The 17,493-nt window shown below is 34.5% G+C and carries 22 protein-coding genes; 8 read left to right on the top strand and 14 right to left on the bottom strand.

Translation table 11 applies throughout. The features are described 5' to 3' along the window. Nucleotides 1-10 precede the first annotated feature (10 nt). Complete coding sequence (locus ACPUVN_RS18870; RefSeq protein ID WP_426358780.1) at nt 11-1,003, bottom strand: DUF2333 family protein; 993 nt, start codon at nt 1,001-1,003, stop codon at nt 11-13. Nucleotides 1,004-1,160: 157 nt separating this feature from the next. On the opposite strand from ACPUVN_RS18870, the gene ACPUVN_RS18865 reads away from it, so the two are divergent. Beyond that, nucleotides 1,161-1,889, top strand: a complete 729-nt coding sequence (locus tag ACPUVN_RS18865; protein ID WP_426358781.1) for an enoyl-CoA hydratase-related protein — start codon at nt 1,161-1,163, stop codon at nt 1,887-1,889. A 100-nt stretch (nt 1,890-1,989) separates the two neighbouring features. On the opposite strand, the gene ACPUVN_RS18860 is transcribed toward ACPUVN_RS18865, so the two are convergent. From ACPUVN_RS18860 to dusA, 5 genes are all read right to left on the bottom strand, one after another. Next, on the bottom strand, nt 1,990-2,355 hold the full coding sequence (locus ACPUVN_RS18860) for a hypothetical protein (RefSeq protein ID WP_426358782.1): 366 nt from the start codon (nt 2,353-2,355) through the stop codon (nt 1,990-1,992). A gap of 83 nt (nt 2,356-2,438) precedes the next feature. Next, nucleotides 2,439-2,648, bottom strand: coding sequence for a PspC domain-containing protein (locus ACPUVN_RS18855; protein ID WP_426358783.1), 210 nt, complete (start codon nt 2,646-2,648; stop codon nt 2,439-2,441). A gap of 81 nt (nt 2,649-2,729) precedes the next feature. Further along, nucleotides 2,730-3,269 (bottom strand): PspA/IM30 family protein, encoded by a 540-nt coding sequence (locus tag ACPUVN_RS18850; protein WP_426369637.1) that lies wholly within the window; start codon nt 3,267-3,269, stop codon nt 2,730-2,732. Further along, nucleotides 3,247-3,393, bottom strand: a complete 147-nt coding sequence (locus ACPUVN_RS18845) for a PspA/IM30 family protein (RefSeq protein WP_426369636.1) — start codon at nt 3,391-3,393, stop codon at nt 3,247-3,249. The genes ACPUVN_RS18850 and ACPUVN_RS18845 overlap by 23 nt, the downstream gene beginning before the upstream one ends. Before the next feature lie 363 nt (nt 3,394-3,756). Beyond that, the gene (dusA, locus tag ACPUVN_RS18840) at nt 3,757-4,767 is read right to left on the bottom strand and encodes a tRNA dihydrouridine(20/20a) synthase DusA (protein WP_426369635.1); all 1,011 of its coding nucleotides are present in this window, start codon (nt 4,765-4,767) and stop codon (nt 3,757-3,759) included. 105 nt (nt 4,768-4,872) lie between these two features. On the opposite strand from dusA, the gene ACPUVN_RS18835 reads away from it, so the two are divergent. Then, a complete protein-coding gene (locus ACPUVN_RS18835; protein ID WP_426369634.1) occupies nt 4,873-5,043 on the top strand; it encodes a hypothetical protein in 171 nt (56 codons plus the stop codon). A gap of 113 nt (nt 5,044-5,156) precedes the next feature. After that, nucleotides 5,157-5,615 carry a hypothetical protein gene (locus ACPUVN_RS18830; RefSeq protein WP_426369633.1) on the top strand — a complete coding sequence of 153 codons (459 nt, stop codon included), beginning with the start codon at nt 5,157-5,159 and terminating at the stop codon, nt 5,613-5,615. A 314-nt stretch (nt 5,616-5,929) separates the two neighbouring features. Here the strand turns inward: ACPUVN_RS18830 and ACPUVN_RS18825 are convergent, their stop codons facing one another. Together ACPUVN_RS18825 and ACPUVN_RS18820 are read right to left on the bottom strand one after the other, a co-directional pair. After that, the gene (locus ACPUVN_RS18825; protein ID WP_426369632.1) at nt 5,930-6,223 is read right to left on the bottom strand and encodes a Txe/YoeB family addiction module toxin; all 294 of its coding nucleotides are present in this window, start codon (nt 6,221-6,223) and stop codon (nt 5,930-5,932) included. Further along, on the bottom strand, nt 6,198-6,473 hold the full coding sequence (locus ACPUVN_RS18820; RefSeq protein ID WP_426369631.1) for a type II toxin-antitoxin system Phd/YefM family antitoxin: 276 nt from the start codon (nt 6,471-6,473) through the stop codon (nt 6,198-6,200). Before ACPUVN_RS18820 ends, ACPUVN_RS18825 begins: the two co-directional genes overlap by 26 nt. Before the next feature lie 459 nt (nt 6,474-6,932). Between ACPUVN_RS18820 and ACPUVN_RS18815 the strand changes: the two genes are divergently transcribed. Both ACPUVN_RS18815 and ACPUVN_RS18810 read left to right on the top strand, forming a co-directional pair. Beyond that, entirely contained in the window at nt 6,933-7,142 is a 210-nt protein-coding gene (locus ACPUVN_RS18815; RefSeq protein WP_426369630.1) for a hypothetical protein, read from the top strand. Nucleotides 7,143-8,061: 919 nt separating this feature from the next. Then, a complete protein-coding gene (locus ACPUVN_RS18810; RefSeq protein WP_426358793.1) occupies nt 8,062-8,736 on the top strand; it encodes a DUF1223 domain-containing protein in 675 nt (224 codons plus the stop codon). A 122-nt stretch (nt 8,737-8,858) separates the two neighbouring features. Here ACPUVN_RS18810 and ACPUVN_RS18805 read toward each other — a convergent pair whose 3' ends face one another. Further along, a complete protein-coding gene (locus ACPUVN_RS18805; RefSeq protein WP_426369629.1) occupies nt 8,859-10,325 on the bottom strand; it encodes a methyl-accepting chemotaxis protein in 1,467 nt (488 codons plus the stop codon). A gap of 134 nt (nt 10,326-10,459) precedes the next feature. Beyond that, nucleotides 10,460-11,350: a LysR family transcriptional regulator gene (locus ACPUVN_RS18800; protein ID WP_426358795.1), complete on the bottom strand. Its 891-nt coding sequence runs from the start codon at nt 11,348-11,350 to the stop codon at nt 10,460-10,462. 101 nt (nt 11,351-11,451) lie between these two features. Between ACPUVN_RS18800 and ACPUVN_RS18795 the strand changes: the two genes are divergently transcribed. Next, a complete protein-coding gene (locus ACPUVN_RS18795; RefSeq protein ID WP_426358796.1) occupies nt 11,452-12,063 on the top strand; it encodes a LysE family translocator in 612 nt (203 codons plus the stop codon). Between the two features lie 16 nt (nt 12,064-12,079). Here ACPUVN_RS18795 and ACPUVN_RS18790 read toward each other — a convergent pair whose 3' ends face one another. Continuing rightward, on the bottom strand, nt 12,080-12,538 hold the full coding sequence (locus ACPUVN_RS18790; RefSeq protein ID WP_426358797.1) for a GNAT family N-acetyltransferase: 459 nt from the start codon (nt 12,536-12,538) through the stop codon (nt 12,080-12,082). Nucleotides 12,539-12,544: 6 nt separating this feature from the next. Beyond that, nucleotides 12,545-12,964, bottom strand: coding sequence for a rhodanese-like domain-containing protein (locus ACPUVN_RS18785; protein WP_426369628.1), 420 nt, complete (start codon nt 12,962-12,964; stop codon nt 12,545-12,547). A 253-nt stretch (nt 12,965-13,217) separates the two neighbouring features. Between ACPUVN_RS18785 and ACPUVN_RS18780 the strand changes: the two genes are divergently transcribed. Beyond that, nucleotides 13,218-14,087, top strand: a complete 870-nt coding sequence (locus ACPUVN_RS18780) for a LysR family transcriptional regulator (protein WP_426358799.1) — start codon at nt 13,218-13,220, stop codon at nt 14,085-14,087. A gap of 357 nt (nt 14,088-14,444) precedes the next feature. On the opposite strand, the gene ACPUVN_RS18775 is transcribed toward ACPUVN_RS18780, so the two are convergent. Both ACPUVN_RS18775 and ACPUVN_RS18770 read right to left on the bottom strand, forming a co-directional pair. Continuing rightward, entirely contained in the window at nt 14,445-15,131 is a 687-nt protein-coding gene (locus tag ACPUVN_RS18775) for a choice-of-anchor E domain-containing protein (protein ID WP_426358800.1), read from the bottom strand. Between the two features lie 624 nt (nt 15,132-15,755). After that, nucleotides 15,756-16,442: a choice-of-anchor E domain-containing protein gene (locus ACPUVN_RS18770; RefSeq protein ID WP_426358801.1), complete on the bottom strand. Its 687-nt coding sequence runs from the start codon at nt 16,440-16,442 to the stop codon at nt 15,756-15,758. A 553-nt stretch (nt 16,443-16,995) separates the two neighbouring features. Here ACPUVN_RS18770 and zur point away from each other — a divergent pair. Next, nucleotides 16,996-17,430, top strand: coding sequence for a zinc uptake transcriptional repressor Zur (zur, locus tag ACPUVN_RS18765; RefSeq protein ID WP_426360513.1), 435 nt, complete (start codon nt 16,996-16,998; stop codon nt 17,428-17,430). Nucleotides 17,431-17,493: the final 63 nt, after the last annotated feature.

Here is a 17,493-nt window from a genome sequence, read left to right as displayed (position 1 = left end):
ATCCCTTTGTTTAACCTTGACTCAATAAATCGTTTAAATCTATTAGTGCTGCATTCGCACGAGAGATGTAGTTAGCCATTACTAATGAATGATTAGCTAATACCCCAAAACCACTTCCGTTTAAAACCATAGGACTCCATACCGCTTCCTGACTGGCTTCTAATTCTCTTATAATTTGTCTTAAGCTCACTTGAGCATTTTTCTTTTCAAGTACATCATTAAAGTCGATTTCAACAGCTTTTAAAAAGTGTAACAGTGCCCAACAAGCACCACGAGCTTCATAAAACTCATTGTCGATTGTCCACCAGCTAGTTTTTAGCTCAATGTTAGATGCTGAATAAGTAGATTGCTGTGCAACACTATCGCCGGCTAAATCAACATTAACTTGATCACGACCAACACTTGAACTTAAACGCTGTGAATAACTGCCTAAACGCTTAGTTACTTCACCTATCCAATCTCGTAAGTTATCTGCTCTTGCATAAAACTGAGCTGATTGACTGTTTACATCTGTTAACGCAGTGCGGTATTTATAAAGTTCAATTAAAGCTTTTCCGTATTCACCTTCAGCGCTTGGCATTGCCCAACTTTTACTGTCGATATTAAATTGCGGTTGAGCCACTTTTAAATATTCGTTTTCAATAGATTGAGATTGCGAGCGACTAAACTCTTGGCGCATCACTAATGCCATATCTCGAACCATTTCTAACACACCAAATTCCCATGAAGGAATATTATCTAAAAATACCGACGGTGGCAGCGCATCATTGGTTAAATACCCACCTGGTTTAGTAAGTAACGTTTCAGTAACTTTAATTAAGGCTGTTGTGGTTGTGTAACCCACTACTGGAGATACACCCTCAGCTTCAGCAGCTTTAGTTACTTCTGCTTTTATATCAAAAGTGTCTGGTTCAAAACTCCAAAACACACCAATAAGATAGAAGATAAACACAACGCCTACAAATAAGGCACTTAATGTTTTAGTAGAAAATTTCATTATCATGAACAGCTCCCGATGCTGGTATGAATCATAGCGGCACACGTTATAGTATGCTTATGTTACTTAATCATTATTAAAGACAACCATGACAATTGTGGTATACATCTTTAATTTTAAATATTATGGTTATTACACTCTATTGTAACCAAGCTTGAACCAAATGGATAACTTAATTGTAACGCAAAAAGATAATCATATTTTAACCATCACATTAAATCGTTTCGATAAAAAAAATGCACTTACCTCAAGTATGTATCGAAGCCTAGCTAAAGCCCTTACCGATGCCAACACAGCTGACGATATTCGTTGTGTTGTAATACAAGGCGACGAAAACTGTTTTTGTGCTGGTAATGATTTAAAAGACTTTTTAGAACATTCTGAAGAACTTGCTGCACTTGAGTTTATTGATGCTTTAGTATTATTTCAAAAGCCACTTATCGCAGCCGTTGCAGGTCATGCTGTAGGAATAGGTACAACCTTATTACTCCATTGCGATATGGTTTACGCGGCTAATAATAGTAAATTTAAATTACCTTTCACTCAGCTAGGTTTATGTCCAGAAGCTGGCTCAAGTAGATTACTGCCTGCTCAAATAGGTCATACACGTGCTTTTGAATTATTAGTGCTAGGTAAAACGTTTAGCGCCGAACAAGCTCTTAGTTACGGTTTAATCAATGAAGTATGTGAACCAGAAACTTTATTAGCGTTAGCACATGCAACAGCCAAAGCGATTGCTGCTTTACCACTTGATGCCGTATTAACCAGTAAAAAACTCATGAAAAGTGAAGCTACGTCATTAGAAAGCGCGATAAAAGTAGAAGCTGATGAATTTAAACGTTTAATGGCAAGTGATGATTGTAAAAACATACTTTCACAATTCTTCAAATAAGCGATTCACGTAGAATCCAAAGAACATAATAGCCATATTTAATAATATGGCTTTTTTTTGTTAGGTTTTCATAAAATATAAAATAGCTTTCATTTAATACTTATGAATATGCTGCTTTACTTGTATCTCTCACCATCAACCAAATAACGAACCCTACCAACAAAATAGGCCAAAGCGCGCCGATCATAAACATAAGCACCGCACCAAAAATTAAGACCATCACTAAAAAAATCGAACCAAATACACTTAATACTACCGCCAAACCAGCAATAATTAACAGCACACTAATTAAAGCAGAAACACTTATGGCTTGAATCGGTTCCATAATATTACCTTTAATATTGTCTTTAATATTTACCTCAGCTATAGCGTCAATACCAAAAAACTCTAGAAAACTAGCACCTAAAAAATAGGTGAGTAATAACGTAGCCATAATAGCGAGTAATAATGATTTGAAAAAAGACATAAATCCTCTCTGGTTGATTCTCTAATTGATTATCTGATTAACGGTAGTGGAAATATTTACGGGTTAAACTTAGTAACTAATAATTAGTCTTTAGGCATAACTAAAGTCGCAACAACGTAGGCAACACCTACCACTACAGGAAATACAAACATTGAAACTACAACCGCTAACCTTACACCAAACCTAGGCAATCCATAGTAGTTAGCTAAGCCACCACAAACACCTGCTAGCTTTTTATGTACCATGTCTTTCTGAAGTTTTTTATTAATTACATATTCGTGTTGGTATCGCATTACTGTCTCCTACTTAGTATTAAAAGAGCTACTTTTTTATGGTTGTAGCTCTTAGTCTTTATTCAATCAAAAAATATCTGCTTAAGCGTTAGCTACCTGCTTTTTAAACTGCGCCAATTCATCTTCTAAATGCGCTTCAGCTTCTAATGCTCTAAATTCACTTTCTAAGTTTTTCGGCTGAGCAAGATCATAAGCTTCTACTTGCGCTTCAACGCGGTCGATTTTCTGTTCGTAACGTTCAAAACGAGAAATAGCTTCATCAATATTATGCACCGTTGCTTGAGCTCTAACTTTTAATCGAACTTCAGCTGATTGCTGACGTAATACAAAAGAAGCCTGCTTACGTTTAGCTTCAATCAGCTTATCTTGTAATCGACTTGCATCTTCTTGAACAGCAAGTAAATATTCATCTAATCTCGCCATTTCTTGAGTTAACTGAGTTAACTCTTCAGTAAATTTGTACTTTTCTTTTAAAGCAAGTTTAGCTAAATCGTCTCTGCCTTTTTGTACCGAAATTTGTGCTTTGGTATTCCAGCTAGCAATTGTTTTTTCAGTGTTATCAATTTGGCGCTGTAGTGTTTTTTTCTCTGCAATGTATTTAGCCGCCGTAGATTCGAACATCAACTAACGTTTCTTCCATTTCTTGAATGATCAGCTTGATCATTTTTTCTGGATCTTCAGCCTTGTCTAACATGCTATTTATGTTTGCATTAATAATATCGGTGAACCTTGTAAATAAACCCATTCTATTTCTCCTCAAAAATATTTATTAAACGTATGAACCTGAGCAGTAGTTAAGTAAAACGCCAACGACTCACGTTATGTAAATATTCTTATTACAAGTGTTGTGCCAATTAACAAAAATAAAATAAGCAACTGTTAAATAATGACTTATTATAAATACTGATAAATTCACATTAAAAGACATATTATGTCTAAAATCAATTATTAGTAAATAAGACCATATATTTAGTTAAATTGACCAACTACAGAGAGTTACAAAAACAGGAGAAGTGATCGGATATTTGAAAACAAAACAGACATAAAAAAGGCCGCAATAATCGCAGCCTATTTATATATTAAGAAGTGATATTAATAAGAAGAGAAGTTACACGTCGATAGAAACATTCGAATAAGCTTCAAATAAAGACTTACTATCAGCGCCCTGCTTGCCAGAGCAATCACTTAAGTGACGTCTAAACTGTCTAGCACCTGGTAAGCCATTACATAAACCCAACATATGGCGAATAACATGCCAAGCTCTACCACCTTCAGCAACGTAACGGTCAATGTACTCTGCCATATGTTCGAGTACTTCAAGTCGACTCAATATAGGCGCTTCAGATTGCCAAATAGTTTGATCAACATTACTTAAAAAGTAAGGCGATTGGTAAATCTCTCTACCTATCATCACACCATCAACATGTTCTAAATGAGCTTGAGCTTCTTCTAAGGTTTTAATACCACCATTAATGGAAATGGCTAGATCAGAGAAGTCAGATTTAATTTGATACACACGATCGTAATCCAGCGGTGGAACATCTCTGTTTTGCTTAGGACTTAAACCACTTAACCAAGCTTTACGTGCATGAATAATAAAATGCTCACAGCCTGCTTGAGAAACAGTATCGATAAACTGATGTAGAAATTCGTAACTGTCGTGATCATCAATACCAATGCGCGATTTAACCGTAACAGGTATTTTAACTTGCGCTTGCATACTCGAAACACATTCAGCCACTAGCGCTGGTTCACCCATTAAACAAGCACCAAAACGACCATTTTGAACTCGATCTGACGGACAACCTACGTTAATGTTAATTTCGTCGTAACCTAATTGCTCAGCGCGTATAGCACACTCAACCATAGCTTTAGGATCGCTACCACCGAGTTGCAAAACAACAGGATGTTCAGCATCGTTATATGAAAGATAATCACCTTTACCAAAAATAATGGCGCCAGTTGTCACCATTTCAGTATACAACACCGTGTGTTTAGACATAACACGATAGAAATAGCGGCAATGGCGATCAGTCCAATCGAGCATTGGGGCAACAGAAAGTTTATGACCGCCTGTGAATACTGTACTACGTGGCTCTAAAGCCTTCTTAACTTGCATTATATAACAACCTGAATCGTCTTGAATTGCCTGTACTTTCGTCGAACTTCCTTATTAATGTTCCAGAAGTGCTCAACATATAGTAGGACGACTAAGGAAAATACAATGGCATCGGTAACAATTGATAAACGCCAAAAGGCAAACGGTCAATTTAGCTACCGATGCACAGTGCGTGTAAAAAAGAATGGCGTAATTATACATAGAGAATCACTAACATTCAGTAAAAAAGAATTACCTAAAACATGGGATAAAATTAAAAAGATGCCGCAGAACTAAACAGCATAATCAAACAAAATAAAGTTATTAATATTGGTGAATTATTAGGCTTATTTATTAATGACCATGATTTGTGGGCGAATACTGGAATAACTAAACGCTACGTAATAGAAATGATACGTGATTGCCCTATTTCATCAATATTATCTAATGAATTTAAAAGTAGTAACTTAATCACTCATTGCAAAATGCGTAGAGCCGCAACTATTTATCATGACATTGCCTATTTACGTAGTGTTATGAAAATTGCCCTACCTGTATTTGATGTAACAGCAAACTGGAAAATATTCGAAGATGCTGTGCCTGTACTTATTGAAATGAAACTTGTCGGTAAAAGCCAAAAACGCACCAGTAGACCTACAGAAAATGAACTAGAGAAACTAACTAAAGCATTAACTGAAAGACAAAATAAAATCGGTAGTCATATCCCCTATGTAGATATTCTTAACTTTTCAAGTTTAACATGCATGAGAATAGGCGAAATGTTTAGCATTAAGTGGGAAGACCTGAATGAAGAACATAAAACTATCATCGTAAGAGACCGAAAAGATCTAAGAGAAAATAGAAAGTAGAATACTCCCCTATAACTCAAGGTCAGTTACAGCAGGCTTCCAACGTGTTAGAAACGCTTTAGGAATTACAGATTTAAGCTACCATGATTTAAGACGTGAAGGTGCATCAAAACTTTTCGAAAAGGGTTACAAAATTGAAGACGTAGCGCAAGTAACCTGACGCCGAAGCTTGAATATTTCATGGAAAATTTATACTCAATTATTTCCACATAAATTACATGAAAAATTCAAAGAATAATAATTCGAAATCAGAAATAAAAAAACCACTATGAAAGTGGTTTCTATCAAGTAATAATTAAGTAATTCTAGATTAATTAATAATGAAATCGAGCTGCAAAGATGATTAAATCTTTTCCGTCACTCTTATAAACAAGACGGTGTTCCAAATCTATTCTTCTAGAATAATATCCTTTAAGATTACTAGATAGTTTTTCAGGCTTACCAATTCCTGTATGGAGTGATAACTGAGATGCCTCTATCAAACGATTAACCTTCTGGAATTTTACAGGGTCATTCTTAAGCCAATATTGGTAATCTTCCCAACCATTAGCCGTAAAAATAACTTTTTTCTTATCTACTTCATTATTCAGTTTTTTCTTCGTATTCATTGTTGCTATTTATCTCCGCTTTAATAAGGGAGCCTGTTTCATACTGAGCAATTGATTCCATAAGTCGATTTGCATTATTTCGAGAGCTAAGCAAATACATTGTTTCTTGCATACTATCAAAATCCTCTCTAGCTAGCATAACTACATCGGCAGTTTTACTAGTAATTAACAATGGTTCATGTCTATCGGCTACAGATTCAATCGCAGCTTTGAAATTTGCTCGCGTTTCACTATATGTTTGTACATTCATTTTTATTTGCGGTAACGCTTATTAAGCGCGGAATAGCTATACCTATATTGGATTTACTATTCTGAATTTATCAGTCTTTACAAAGTAAAGTTATTGATAAAGTTTACCTTTCTCCTAGTGTTATTGTTTGAAATAGTCACTCACGGTCTATTAATTGACCTCTTGAGTGATTTCTCTTAGGGTGGTTAGCCACCCTAAGAGAAATAGTACAACATATAGTACAACACTGTCAACAGAATAGTACGAAAAGTGGTACAACTCTATTTGTGTTATAAGATTCGCTTGTGAATAAAAAGATTCTAAATATAAAAAAAATTTATCTTTATACCCGTAGTGCTATACGGGTGTCATTTAAAATCAATGAGTTATGTCAGTACTATTTTTATTCAAAAAAATTTTAATAATAAAAAGTCAAGAGACTATAATAATATTTATAATTTAAATACATGGAAGAAAAACATGAAAAAGCATAAGTCGAGTAATCCCTCAGAGTTAAAGACATATCCCCAAATTATTTGTCCAAAAGACGTTAACGAGACAGAGGATGGTTATTTATGTGCTTTAGAACTGCCATTATTTATTACAACGTCAGAACAAGGGCAAGTAATCAATAAAGCTAGGGCTATAGAGAAATCACGTACCGAAACTTATAGCAATAAAGCCCTCTAACACACTTTGTTTATTCAATAACGAGTCAACAATTAACCCATTTTTTATCTATTATTTTATCCTTAATTTATTTTCGCTACGCTCAAAAATAAAGGATAAAATAATTAATTAGAATAGAGTTTGTATCTTCTCGGCTACCAACATGCGAAAAATAAAACGTTATTTGATGGTTCCCTGTACGAATTTCCTTTATTAGTACTAAAAGTTTTTTCAAACCAATTATCATTATCAGAAGATTCACACATAACATAATCATTGAAATCAAAACCTGTAACCAAGACAGTACAATCATTAATTGGTTTTAATTCATAATTGAGTTTGGCTAGATCGTTATAACTAAAGTCTGCTGATGAATTATCAAATTTAACCCTAAACCTATATTGAGTTTTAGGAAAAGCACCGTTACTAAGAATAATCGAAAAAAAAGTTGATTTACTAAGGTATGATGGGAGTTTAGGCTTTAGGGGAGATTGTTTTTTCAATAAATTGATAAGCAAAACTAGCTACCAACCTAAATCTTAGGTGGCAAAAATTATCTCTGAAGATTTACCATCTTCTACAACCATATACCTATGTTCAGCTATAAGTTCGAAATAATTGGGATAACACTTAAAGAGTATCATTCACCCGTGTACGAAAAAAATTAGAGATCAGCGTTGTTGCTCTATGCTAAAAAACAAGGCTAATAGTTACCGCTACCTTTTAACTCTACCCAATCAATGATGCTTTGTACGTCGATAAAACGTGATAATTTTGTGAACTTTTCGTGATTTCATATCAACTCATTTCATTTAAGATGTTATTTAGTATTAACTCACGGGAAGACAACATGTTATTGAAAAGACCCATTAGGTCAATACACCTGATACTTATTGCGTTAAGCATATTGGTCAATGTGAAAAGCGCTGTGGCAGAGCCTGTGACAATTTCAAGTACAAATGAACAGACCTATTTTTTAGAGTTATATACATCTCAAGGTTGTAGCAGCTGCCCGCCTGCAGAAGAATGGATATCACAATTTACAGATCATGAAAAACTATGGAAGAGCATTATTCCACTTAACTTCCACGTTGATTACTGGGATTATTTAGGGTGGAAAGACCCTTTTTCCTCCCCTGAATTTGCTCGACGACAACGAACCTATGCCAAACTTGGTAATAGCAGAACTGTTGCGACACCTGGGTTTATAATCGATGGTAAGGGCTGGCAAGGTTGGTTTAGAGGTAAAGGTTTTCCAGCAGCTAATATTAAATCGCCAAACACGTTAACTGCCACTATTGATGAGACGAAGGTTAAAGTGAACTTTGATCCCGCCTCTGACAACAAGTTAATCGCACATGTTGCCTTATTAGGTTTTGGTATAGAGACGGAAGTAAAAGCAGGTGAAAACAATAGGCGTTTGTTAAATCACGACTTTGTAGTAATTGGTTATCAGCAAAAGGAAATGATTGTAAATAATAAATCATCTAGCGTTATTGATTTGCCTTTCCCTCCTATTGTGAACGTTGATACAGAAAAAACAGCGATGGTTGTCTGGGTGTCGACAAAAGAAGATCCTACGCCAATTCAGGTCGCCGCTGATTGGTATGAATAAATAAAACCATAGAGCTTAAGTACAGCTAAAAGTTTATAACAAATAATAGTCAGCTAGAGTTTTAATTTACACAAAACTCTAGCTTTTATCATTATAGATAAAGTGATTATCCAGCTCAGGCTTTACTTAAAACGAGCCGTACTCGCCTCTAATAAAACGACGGCTTCAGATATCTCGTCTGCTTCTTTAGCTAATACTTCAACTTTTAATGCATCATCTTTACCGAGTGAGCTTAGTCTTTCTGTGCTTTTGGCGATCTCATTCGTTGTAGCTGACTGTTCTTCAACTGCAGCAGCAACAGAATGAGCAATATCACTTGATGAAGAGACTAATTGCGAAGCATTCATAACTTCTTTATTGGCTTTATCTGCCACTAAAATCACCATATCGATAGCACTCAAACATTCACTCATTAGGTGAGTAGAAGATTTAGAATACCCTGCAAGCTTAGTTAATGTATTTCCGATTTGATCTGTACTTGTTTTGGTTCTGTTGGCTAAAGTTCTCACCTCATCAGCAACTACGGCGAAACCTCGGCCATGCTCCCCTGCTCTTGCAGCTTCAATGGCTGCATTTAGTGCAAGTAAGTTGGTTTGATCTGCGATACTGGTTATTTCAGATAGTACATTCGTAATAACATCACTTGAGCTTGCTAGTGCTGAAATTTCATCACTGGTTCTATTCAGAGCATTGGTCAATTCATCATTTTTGGTATTAATTTCTTCAAAATATTGGTTGGTGGTTTGAGTAGATTGGCTTGCTGCTATCATTCGGTCATTTAACGTAGTGGTATCTTTAGCAATTGAAGCCACAGTGACAGCCATTTCTTCAAGGGATGAAGCGATAATTTCAGTTTCATGTTGTCTATTACATGCAGAAGTTTCGAGTTCATTCTTTGCGGTATTTAAATGGCTAGCATTCACCTTAAAATCTTCAACCTGACTTTTTACACCTGTTACCACGTTATCTAGTACGAATAAGAGTTGATTAAAGCCTTCTAAAATCACATTACCATTAGCGTCAGCTCTCAGTTTGAGATCAAGTGAGTTTTCATTTTCAACTAATGTTTCAGTTACTTGCGCTAACTCTTTACCCACTTGACTGTCATCATACAAAGTTTTTGCGATAAACCCCGCTATAACTGCTTCTACGATGGCATATACGGCATGAATGATAACCGTTGAAAATAATAATCGATCTTGATCGAAAACAAAGATGTTCATACCATTTGACTGCATGAAATAAAATGAAAAGTGGTGAATGGCTATTGTAGCGACAGCAGAAAAGTACACTTTCCAGTCACTATAAATAATCAATACGGCTAATAAAATAAAGATTTCAAAATGAACCTCTATTAAACCATTCATTTGATGTATATGAAGAGCAGCGTATATCATCACTGCAATAGCAGATGCATGCCTAGTTAAAGCTGCATCAGGGGCACTTTTCATCATTAATAGAGGAACAAGCATCGCTGGAAGCCCTATAATGAATGCTTCCATATATGTACCATTAACAAAGGCAAGTGCAATAGACTCAACAAATAACAATACGAGAATACTTGAGAAAACTTTATTTATTCTATTCATGATTTTCCTTCTAATTTTTTTTCTGTCTAGAAAATACTCATTTAAATAATATAGTCTAATTAAGTAAATAGTGTACTCATATGTTCGAAAGATTGAAAAGCTATTTGTATTTATCGTTCCTTTTAATGAGAGGATTAACTTGTCTCTGAATCGGTATCAGCGGGTATACATTGCATTAATTCATTTTGTATCCACATTATGAATTTTTGGCTTAACCCATTATCCATAATACTATCTTGTCCTAGTAAAATATAACGATGACCTGAAGGTACAAAACCGAAAGGAGCAATTAAATTTCCTCTTTTTAAATCATCAACCACTAATGGATATGAGCCTAACGCAGCACCCAAACCATCAACTGCCGCTTGAAAACAAAAGTAAAAGTGAGCAAAGTTTTGAGATGGGTTTTTTAATATAGATAAATTATCAGTACTGCCTGCCCAATTTAACCAGGCATTCTGTCGTGTATCACTATGAATTAGTTTTACCTTTTTTAGATCTCCTTTTATCTGTTTCCAATACTCAGGTGAAACAACAGGGCCAATCCATTCATCAACTAAATGTATGCTTTTATAATGTGCTGGAAATTCAAAGTCATCACGTCTAATTGCCATAGATAAATCACTACTATCAAGATTAATTGAACCTCCTGCTGTAGATAACCTTATATCCATATTGAGGTTTTGTTCATAAAAACCAGACATTCTCGGCATTAGCCAGCGCATCGTTAATGTTGGCTCGCAAGAAACATTAAGACTCGTTTGATGTATTTCAGATAATTTATTAACACCTTTATCTAGCATTTGAAATGCCTCAAAAGTGTAACTTTTAAGTAGGTTTCCTTCAGGTGTTAAACGAACATTTCTACCTTGTTTGTAAAACAATTTAAGCGCTAAATAGTCTTCTAATATTTTGATCTGTTTACTCACCGCTCCATGAGTTATGCATAAAGAAAGTGCAGCCTCACTAAAGTTTGATGTTTGTGCTGCAACATTAAAGATATGAAATGCTTTTAAATGCCTCATTCGTTACTTTTTCTCACATATAAATATACTTAAAATCGATTATAGATAGCAAAATTAGTAGATACAATCTAAACATAATTTTAGATAAGATAAGAAGTTTGATGGAAATATTAAGTTTGGCGGTTATTGGTTTATTGATTGTACTAAGCCCTGGTGCAGATTTCGTTCTAGTACTTAAGAATAGTATTAACTCAGGAAGACGAGCAGGCATACTTACAGCGTTTGGGATAAGTTTAGCTATTGGCTTTCATATCACTTATTCAATGTTGGGGATCAGTTACTTAATTTCACAGAACATAGTGCTTTTCAATGTAATAAAGTACGCAGGGGCAGCCTATTTAATTTATATCGGTATAAAAAGCATCATAACGGCAAGTAATAAAGTGGATGAAATAGAGCAAAGCACTTGTACTAAAATGCCTTTGAAGTATTTAATTGAAGGCTTTTTATGTAATGCGCTTAACCCTAAAACGATGTTGTTTTTTATTAGCTTGTTTAGCCAGTTAGTTTCACCTGACTCAAGTAGTAACAGTTTCGCTTTATTGTATGGATTATATATAGCCATACTCCACGGGCTATGGTTTTGTTTAGTATCAATCGCTTTCACCTCTAAAGCATTACAGAAGAAATTGAGCAATATGAAAAAAAGGCTAAGTCAACTTTGTGGCTTGGGTTTATTGTCTTTCGGTTTAGCGATAGTAGTAAAGTCATAAACCAGCAAAGCTTAAGCTATTCCCAGAAAAACCTGAGTTTAGCTTTATGCTGAGCACCTAAATTCTGATAAAAGTTAATAGCTTTGATGTTCTCAACTGGAGTTTGCCACTGTATTTCTAACAATTTATGCTGATGCGAATAACTTTTACAATATTCCATCAGTAACTTCCCTACACCTTCGCCACGTAACTCTGGCAATAAATATAAGCAGTCCATATACAAGTAATAATCCATATCCCATGTAGAAAATTGCTTTAGTAAGCTCATGTAGCCTTTAATTTCAGAGCCTTGAGCAACAACAAAAAGGATAAGTGGCGTATCAGATAAGTTTTTTAACATATTCAACTTATCTGACGCAGCTTGTTCTGTTGATAACAATGAATGCCCTTCATATTCGGCATGTTTTTCGAAAAGCCTTAAAAGCTGATCAGCGTCATGCTTTGTAGCCTCTCGAATAATTGTCGTATTATTCACAACATTCTACACCTGAGCATTGGCTTGATATCGATTAACAGGATAGCGTTCAAAATCTTCCCAGTAATGTATACCGCCAATCATCTCTTTTACGGGAAAACCTAAAGCTGATATTTTTTTAGCCGCTTTAGTTGCACCGTTACATCCTGGGCCCCAACAATAAACAACAAAGACAGTTTGCTTATCAAATTGTGCAAAAGACTCTTGCGTTATATTGGCGTGAGGCATACTTAATGCAGTAATAGCATGGCTTTTCTCGTAAGCTTCTGCAGAGCGAACATCGAATAATATGTAATTGTTATTACCTGATTTAATATCAGCATAAACATCTGAGCAATCAGTTTCAAAGCTTAACTTGTTTGAGAAAAAAGCATTGGCTACATCACTTTGAGCGGGTGTAAATTCAAGAGCATTAGATGATAACATAAGTGTTTCCTTGTATTGTGGTTTACTATTAAAGCAAAGCTTGATTGAGCTCTAGCAAATTAGCTTAATTTTATTAAGATAGATATAAGGTAAAGAAATCAGAAAAACTTAGCCATTCATAAAATATGAAGTCTGTATTCATGATTTATGAATGCTACTGAAAGGCGTTATTCGCTATAGTATAGGCAGTAAATAATTCTCCCTCCCAAAATAGGGTTAATTGACTAGAACCTATTTAAAGAAAGAGTGAATAATGGAATTTTATCATCTGCGTTCGTTTGTAGTCGTAGCCAAAACGGGAAACCTTACCGCTGCCGCTAAACATCTTTGCACAACACCTCCTGCAATAAGTGCTCATATAAAAAGCCTTGAAGAAGAACTTAAAACGCCATTATTCAACCGTTCAAGCAAAGGTATGTCGCTCACCGACAAAGGTAAGTTGTTACTACCTAAAGCTGAGAAAACATTAGATTCAGCCATCGATATGGTTAACTTAGCCGTTGAAAATCAAAGTGAGATAATTGGTGAGTTTAGTCTTTCAATGAATCAATCTCCGAATCAGTTACAGTTGCCTACTTTGTTAAATAATATAAGCGAAAACTGCCAAGGAATTCATCTCAATATAGAATCACTTTCAACGGGCGCAGCGATCCAAGCTTTATTAAACAATACGATTGGTGGCGCTTATATTTACGATGATGTGCCTGATGAATTATTTGCTGTGTTTATTAAACATCAAAAAATCACAACAATTGCACCGATAGACTCTACTTTAGATAAAGACAGTTTGATTACCGAATTAGCTCAAGATGCTTGGATAACGATGGGAAAATATTGCCCTTTTGATGAAAGGTTAAAATCGAGTTTAAAACAATTCAAGAAAGCTAACTTGCAAACAAGTAGTGACGATACGAGGTTACAATTAGTTAAAGCAGGACAAGGATTGAGCTTTTTAGAATTAGAAGAAGCGCAAGCCGCAGAGCAATTGAAACAGGTAAAAATACTGCCTCAGTTAGATTTTGAAATACCTCTGTATTTTGTTATCAACCTCCATAAAAAAGAAGAACCTGTTATTAAAGCAATGTTGCAAGAGATTAAGATATTGTGGTCGTTAAAAGACTAAAAAGCCTCATTAACTAAAAGCTTTTGCATGAAAGACTAAATGAGAAATAAAAATGATCTTGGGACAATACTCAATTTTTACTCAAAAAAAAGCACCATATATTATGGTGCTTCTCATAAAGTCACTATTCAATTTACATTAAATAACACTTCAGATTTATCGTTAGTTAATTGATAACTAACCTGAACTCTGGATAATAAATTTTTAATTTATTGATTCATATGACTTAAAAATAAGACGATATGATTTCACTAAAAAATATCATTTACTTTTCTCCTAATGTTGGGATTTAGCCCGTATAACAAGACGGTTAAATAACAATATTAGGCATAATTGCTTATCCGGTTTTCAGGTTAACTATATTGCTTTTTTAGCTTTGCGGCTTAATGCAAAACCAGCAAGACCTAAACCAAATATAGCTAAAGTACCTGTTTCAGGTACTGTAGATGGGTCTGGAGCGTCATCAAAAGTATAAGTTACTTCAACTTGTCCCCATGAAGCAGAATCAATGATGTTTGTAAATTCTGCACTGCCACCAGGTACGATGTTAGTGAAAGAACTTGAAGCACCAATAACAAACGTAAAATCTACTGCAGATGTAAAGTAAGTAAGGTCAATAACTGAAATAGTACCAGCGTGGTAAGAATCTAAATGACCGTAATCAAAAATCTCATCTGCTTCGTGGTTTAAATCAGTTTCTGTAAATAAATTACCAAAACCTAAAAACTGGTAGTTACCAACTGCTGAAGAAACAGTCCAATCGCTATTCAAGTTAAACTGGAATTGACTTTGTCCGTCTTGACCACTGTTGTTCATTGACTGACCTTCAGTATCAATTTGACTGTAAACATTGATTGAAACACCCGTTAAATTACCTAAAGCAGTATTAAAAGGGTTAATCGTTACAGTTTCATTAAGACCAAAGCCAATTGTAACGTCATCAACACTTCCTTGAGTACCAAATGAAGCTGTTTCTACTGATACACCAGCAAATGCTTGTGAACTAGCAAGTAATAATGCTCCAGCTGTTAAAATATTTTTCATTTTACGTCCTTTATTTTAAAAAAGCAGTTCTCATATGAACTACCAAAATTCAATTATTTTGCTTAATTGCAATTGTCTATGTAGTTATAAATAGTTAATAGAATTTTAATCTTTATCTATAGAGCTAACATATCTCTAACATATTTAGTGATCTGCAAAGAACACGCCAAAAGAACAAATGCATGATTTATAACAAATAAACCAATATGTTAATAATTCGTTAATTTAAAGTGTAAATATTTCCGACACAAAAATACTTTAAAATCATACTCTTGTATACTTAATACAATAAACAGAACTAAATAAAGCAAGCTCAGCATAATGAATACAACATAAAATAAGCACGAATGTACAAACCGACTTACTACTACACAAGAACAGTTTGATAAATTAATGAGAGATAATTTCTTAAAATAATGAAGGGAAAAATTAAGAGCGTCTTATAAGGGATTCGACTAGTGTGCCTGCTAAAGGCGAAGCAATTGTTTAACAATATAAGTGAAATGCAGTGCTAAACAGGATGATAGGACTTAAACAAAAAAAGCACCATAAATTATGGTGCTTTCATAAAAGTATTATTAACTTTCGTTAAATAATATCTTCAACTGCATGGTTAATAGCTAACTATGCAGATTTCTTCGCTTTACGGCTTAATGCAAAACCAGCAAGACCTAAACCAAATATAGCTAAAGAACCTGTTTCAGGTACTGTAGATGGATCTGGAGCAGCATCAAAAGTATAAGTCACTTCAACTTGACCCCATGAAGCAGAGTCGATGATATTTGTAAATTCTGCACTACCACCAGGTACGATGTTAGTAAAAGAACTTGAAGCAGAAATAGCAAAAGTAAAATCTACTGCTGATGTGAAAGCAGAAAAATCAGCTACTGTAATAGTACCAGCTTGAAACTCAGTTAATTGACCGTAATCAAAAACTTCATTTGCTTGATGATCTAGATCAGTTTCAGTGAATACATTACCAAAACCAGCAAATTGATAATCGCCAACTGTAGAAGAAACATCCCAAGCACCATTTAGGTTAAATTGAAATTGGCTTTGTCCATTTTGACCACTGTCATTTGTTGATTGACCTGCAGTATCAATTTGGCTGTAAACATTAATTGAAACACCCGTTAAGTTACCTAAAGAAGAATCAAAAGGGTTAATAGTAACTGTTTCATTAAGACCAAAGCCAATAGCTAAGTCAGTAGTGCTTCCTTGTACGCCATAAGAAGCTGTTTCTACTATTACACCAGCAAATGCTTGTGAGCTAGCAAGTAATAAAGCGCCAGCTGTTAAAAAAGTTTTCATTTTTCGTCCTTTATATTAATAAAGCAGCTCTTTTATGAACCACTAAAATTCATTAATCTTTTGCTTAATTGCAAATGTATATGGTTATTAATAATTAGCGCATATTAAGTAAAAATGTAGCGCCAACCTATCTATAACATGACAAAACAAGCAAGAAACACACCATAAATATTAAGCACCTGATTATAAAGAACATAATTCATATGTTAACCAAAGGTTAATATACTGTTAACCTAGAGTGTAAATATTTACGACACATAAAAGGCTTTTAAATCAGCATATTGTATACATTACCAGCACAATATTAATGTATAAACAGCTTTAATATGATAAATATGAAATAGGTAAACTCATACGATTAGATCAATATTGTGTTTAAAAAAAGAATATTTACATATTTTATTTCATGCTTTTATAAGTAAAAATCAAAGCCTATTTTTGAGTATTATTAACTTTATAATTCATTGAACAAAACATCCCTTTATAATTCATCTAGACGCATTCCATCACTATGGTAAACTTGTGGGGCAATTTACCTATAACAATGAAAAATATGCTTACTGACGATTTATTAGAACAAGCAAAACATGTCTGCCAAACTCGCGGAGCAAGGTTCACAACAGCTCGCGAAGAAGTATTTAAAATACTCGCTGAGCATGAAGGTGCAATAGGCGCTTACGACTTGTTAGATCAACTCAAAAAAATTGATTCATCAGCTAAGCCAGCCACTATTTATAGAGCTTTAGACTTTTTAGGTAAGCAAGGTTTTGTTCACAAAATAGAATCGATTAACGCTTTTGTTATGTGTCACCACTTCAGCGAATGCAGTCATCCTGTTCAGCTACTTATCTGCGATGTTTGTGATTATGTAGAAGAAATACAATCGAATGATCTAGATTCTTCTTTAAGAACAATGGCCGATACTCATGGTTTTTCAATAAGCCACCAAATTGTTGAAGCACACGGCACGTGCAAAAGCTGCCAATAAAACCTGAATAATCCTTTGGGCTTTCGCCTACGTTAAGCTATTATTAGCTATCACCTTATTTTT

The sequence above is a fragment of the Pseudocolwellia antarctica genome, from assembly GCF_049933045.1.
GTDB lineage: Bacteria > Pseudomonadota > Gammaproteobacteria > Enterobacterales > Alteromonadaceae > Pseudocolwellia.
The sequence above is the reverse complement of the archived record's forward strand: the minus strand, read 5'-3'. Positions and strand labels throughout refer to the sequence as shown.

Excerpts from the sequence above, each read along its gene's own strand:
- ACPUVN_RS18870 (WP_426358780.1), bottom strand. The coding sequence starts at position 1,003 with ATGATAATGAAATTTTCTACTAAAACATTAAGTGCCTTATTTGTAGGC.
- ACPUVN_RS18865 (WP_426358781.1), top strand. The coding sequence starts at position 1,161 with ATGGATAACTTAATTGTAACGCAAAAAGATAATCATATTTTAACCATC.
- ACPUVN_RS18860 (WP_426358782.1), bottom strand. The coding sequence starts at position 2,355 with ATGTCTTTTTTCAAATCATTATTACTCGCTATTATGGCTACGTTATTA.
- ACPUVN_RS18855 (WP_426358783.1), bottom strand. The coding sequence starts at position 2,648 with ATGCGATACCAACACGAATATGTAATTAATAAAAAACTTCAGAAAGAC.
- ACPUVN_RS18850 (WP_426369637.1), bottom strand. The coding sequence starts at position 3,269 with ATGTTCGAATCTACGGCGGCTAAATACATTGCAGAGAAAAAAACACTA.
- ACPUVN_RS18845 (WP_426369636.1), bottom strand. The coding sequence starts at position 3,393 with ATGGGTTTATTTACAAGGTTCACCGATATTATTAATGCAAACATAAAT.
- dusA (WP_426369635.1), bottom strand. The coding sequence starts at position 4,767 with ATGCAAGTTAAGAAGGCTTTAGAGCCACGTAGTACAGTATTCACAGGC.
- ACPUVN_RS18835 (WP_426369634.1), top strand. The coding sequence starts at position 4,873 with ATGGCATCGGTAACAATTGATAAACGCCAAAAGGCAAACGGTCAATTT.
- ACPUVN_RS18830 (WP_426369633.1), top strand. The coding sequence starts at position 5,157 with ATGATACGTGATTGCCCTATTTCATCAATATTATCTAATGAATTTAAA.
- ACPUVN_RS18825 (WP_426369632.1), bottom strand. The coding sequence starts at position 6,223 with ATGAATACGAAGAAAAAACTGAATAATGAAGTAGATAAGAAAAAAGTT.
- ACPUVN_RS18820 (WP_426369631.1), bottom strand. The coding sequence starts at position 6,473 with ATGAATGTACAAACATATAGTGAAACGCGAGCAAATTTCAAAGCTGCG.
- ACPUVN_RS18815 (WP_426369630.1), top strand. The coding sequence starts at position 6,933 with ATGAAAAAGCATAAGTCGAGTAATCCCTCAGAGTTAAAGACATATCCC.
- ACPUVN_RS18805 (WP_426369629.1), bottom strand. The coding sequence starts at position 10,325 with ATGAATAGAATAAATAAAGTTTTCTCAAGTATTCTCGTATTGTTATTT.
- ACPUVN_RS18800 (WP_426358795.1), bottom strand. The coding sequence starts at position 11,350 with ATGAGGCATTTAAAAGCATTTCATATCTTTAATGTTGCAGCACAAACA.
- ACPUVN_RS18795 (WP_426358796.1), top strand. The coding sequence starts at position 11,452 with ATGGAAATATTAAGTTTGGCGGTTATTGGTTTATTGATTGTACTAAGC.
- ACPUVN_RS18785 (WP_426369628.1), bottom strand. The coding sequence starts at position 12,964 with ATGTTATCATCTAATGCTCTTGAATTTACACCCGCTCAAAGTGATGTA.
- ACPUVN_RS18780 (WP_426358799.1), top strand. The coding sequence starts at position 13,218 with ATGGAATTTTATCATCTGCGTTCGTTTGTAGTCGTAGCCAAAACGGGA.
- ACPUVN_RS18775 (WP_426358800.1), bottom strand. The coding sequence starts at position 15,131 with ATGAAAAATATTTTAACAGCTGGAGCATTATTACTTGCTAGTTCACAA.
- ACPUVN_RS18770 (WP_426358801.1), bottom strand. The coding sequence starts at position 16,442 with ATGAAAACTTTTTTAACAGCTGGCGCTTTATTACTTGCTAGCTCACAA.
- zur (WP_426360513.1), top strand. The coding sequence starts at position 16,996 with ATGCTTACTGACGATTTATTAGAACAAGCAAAACATGTCTGCCAAACT.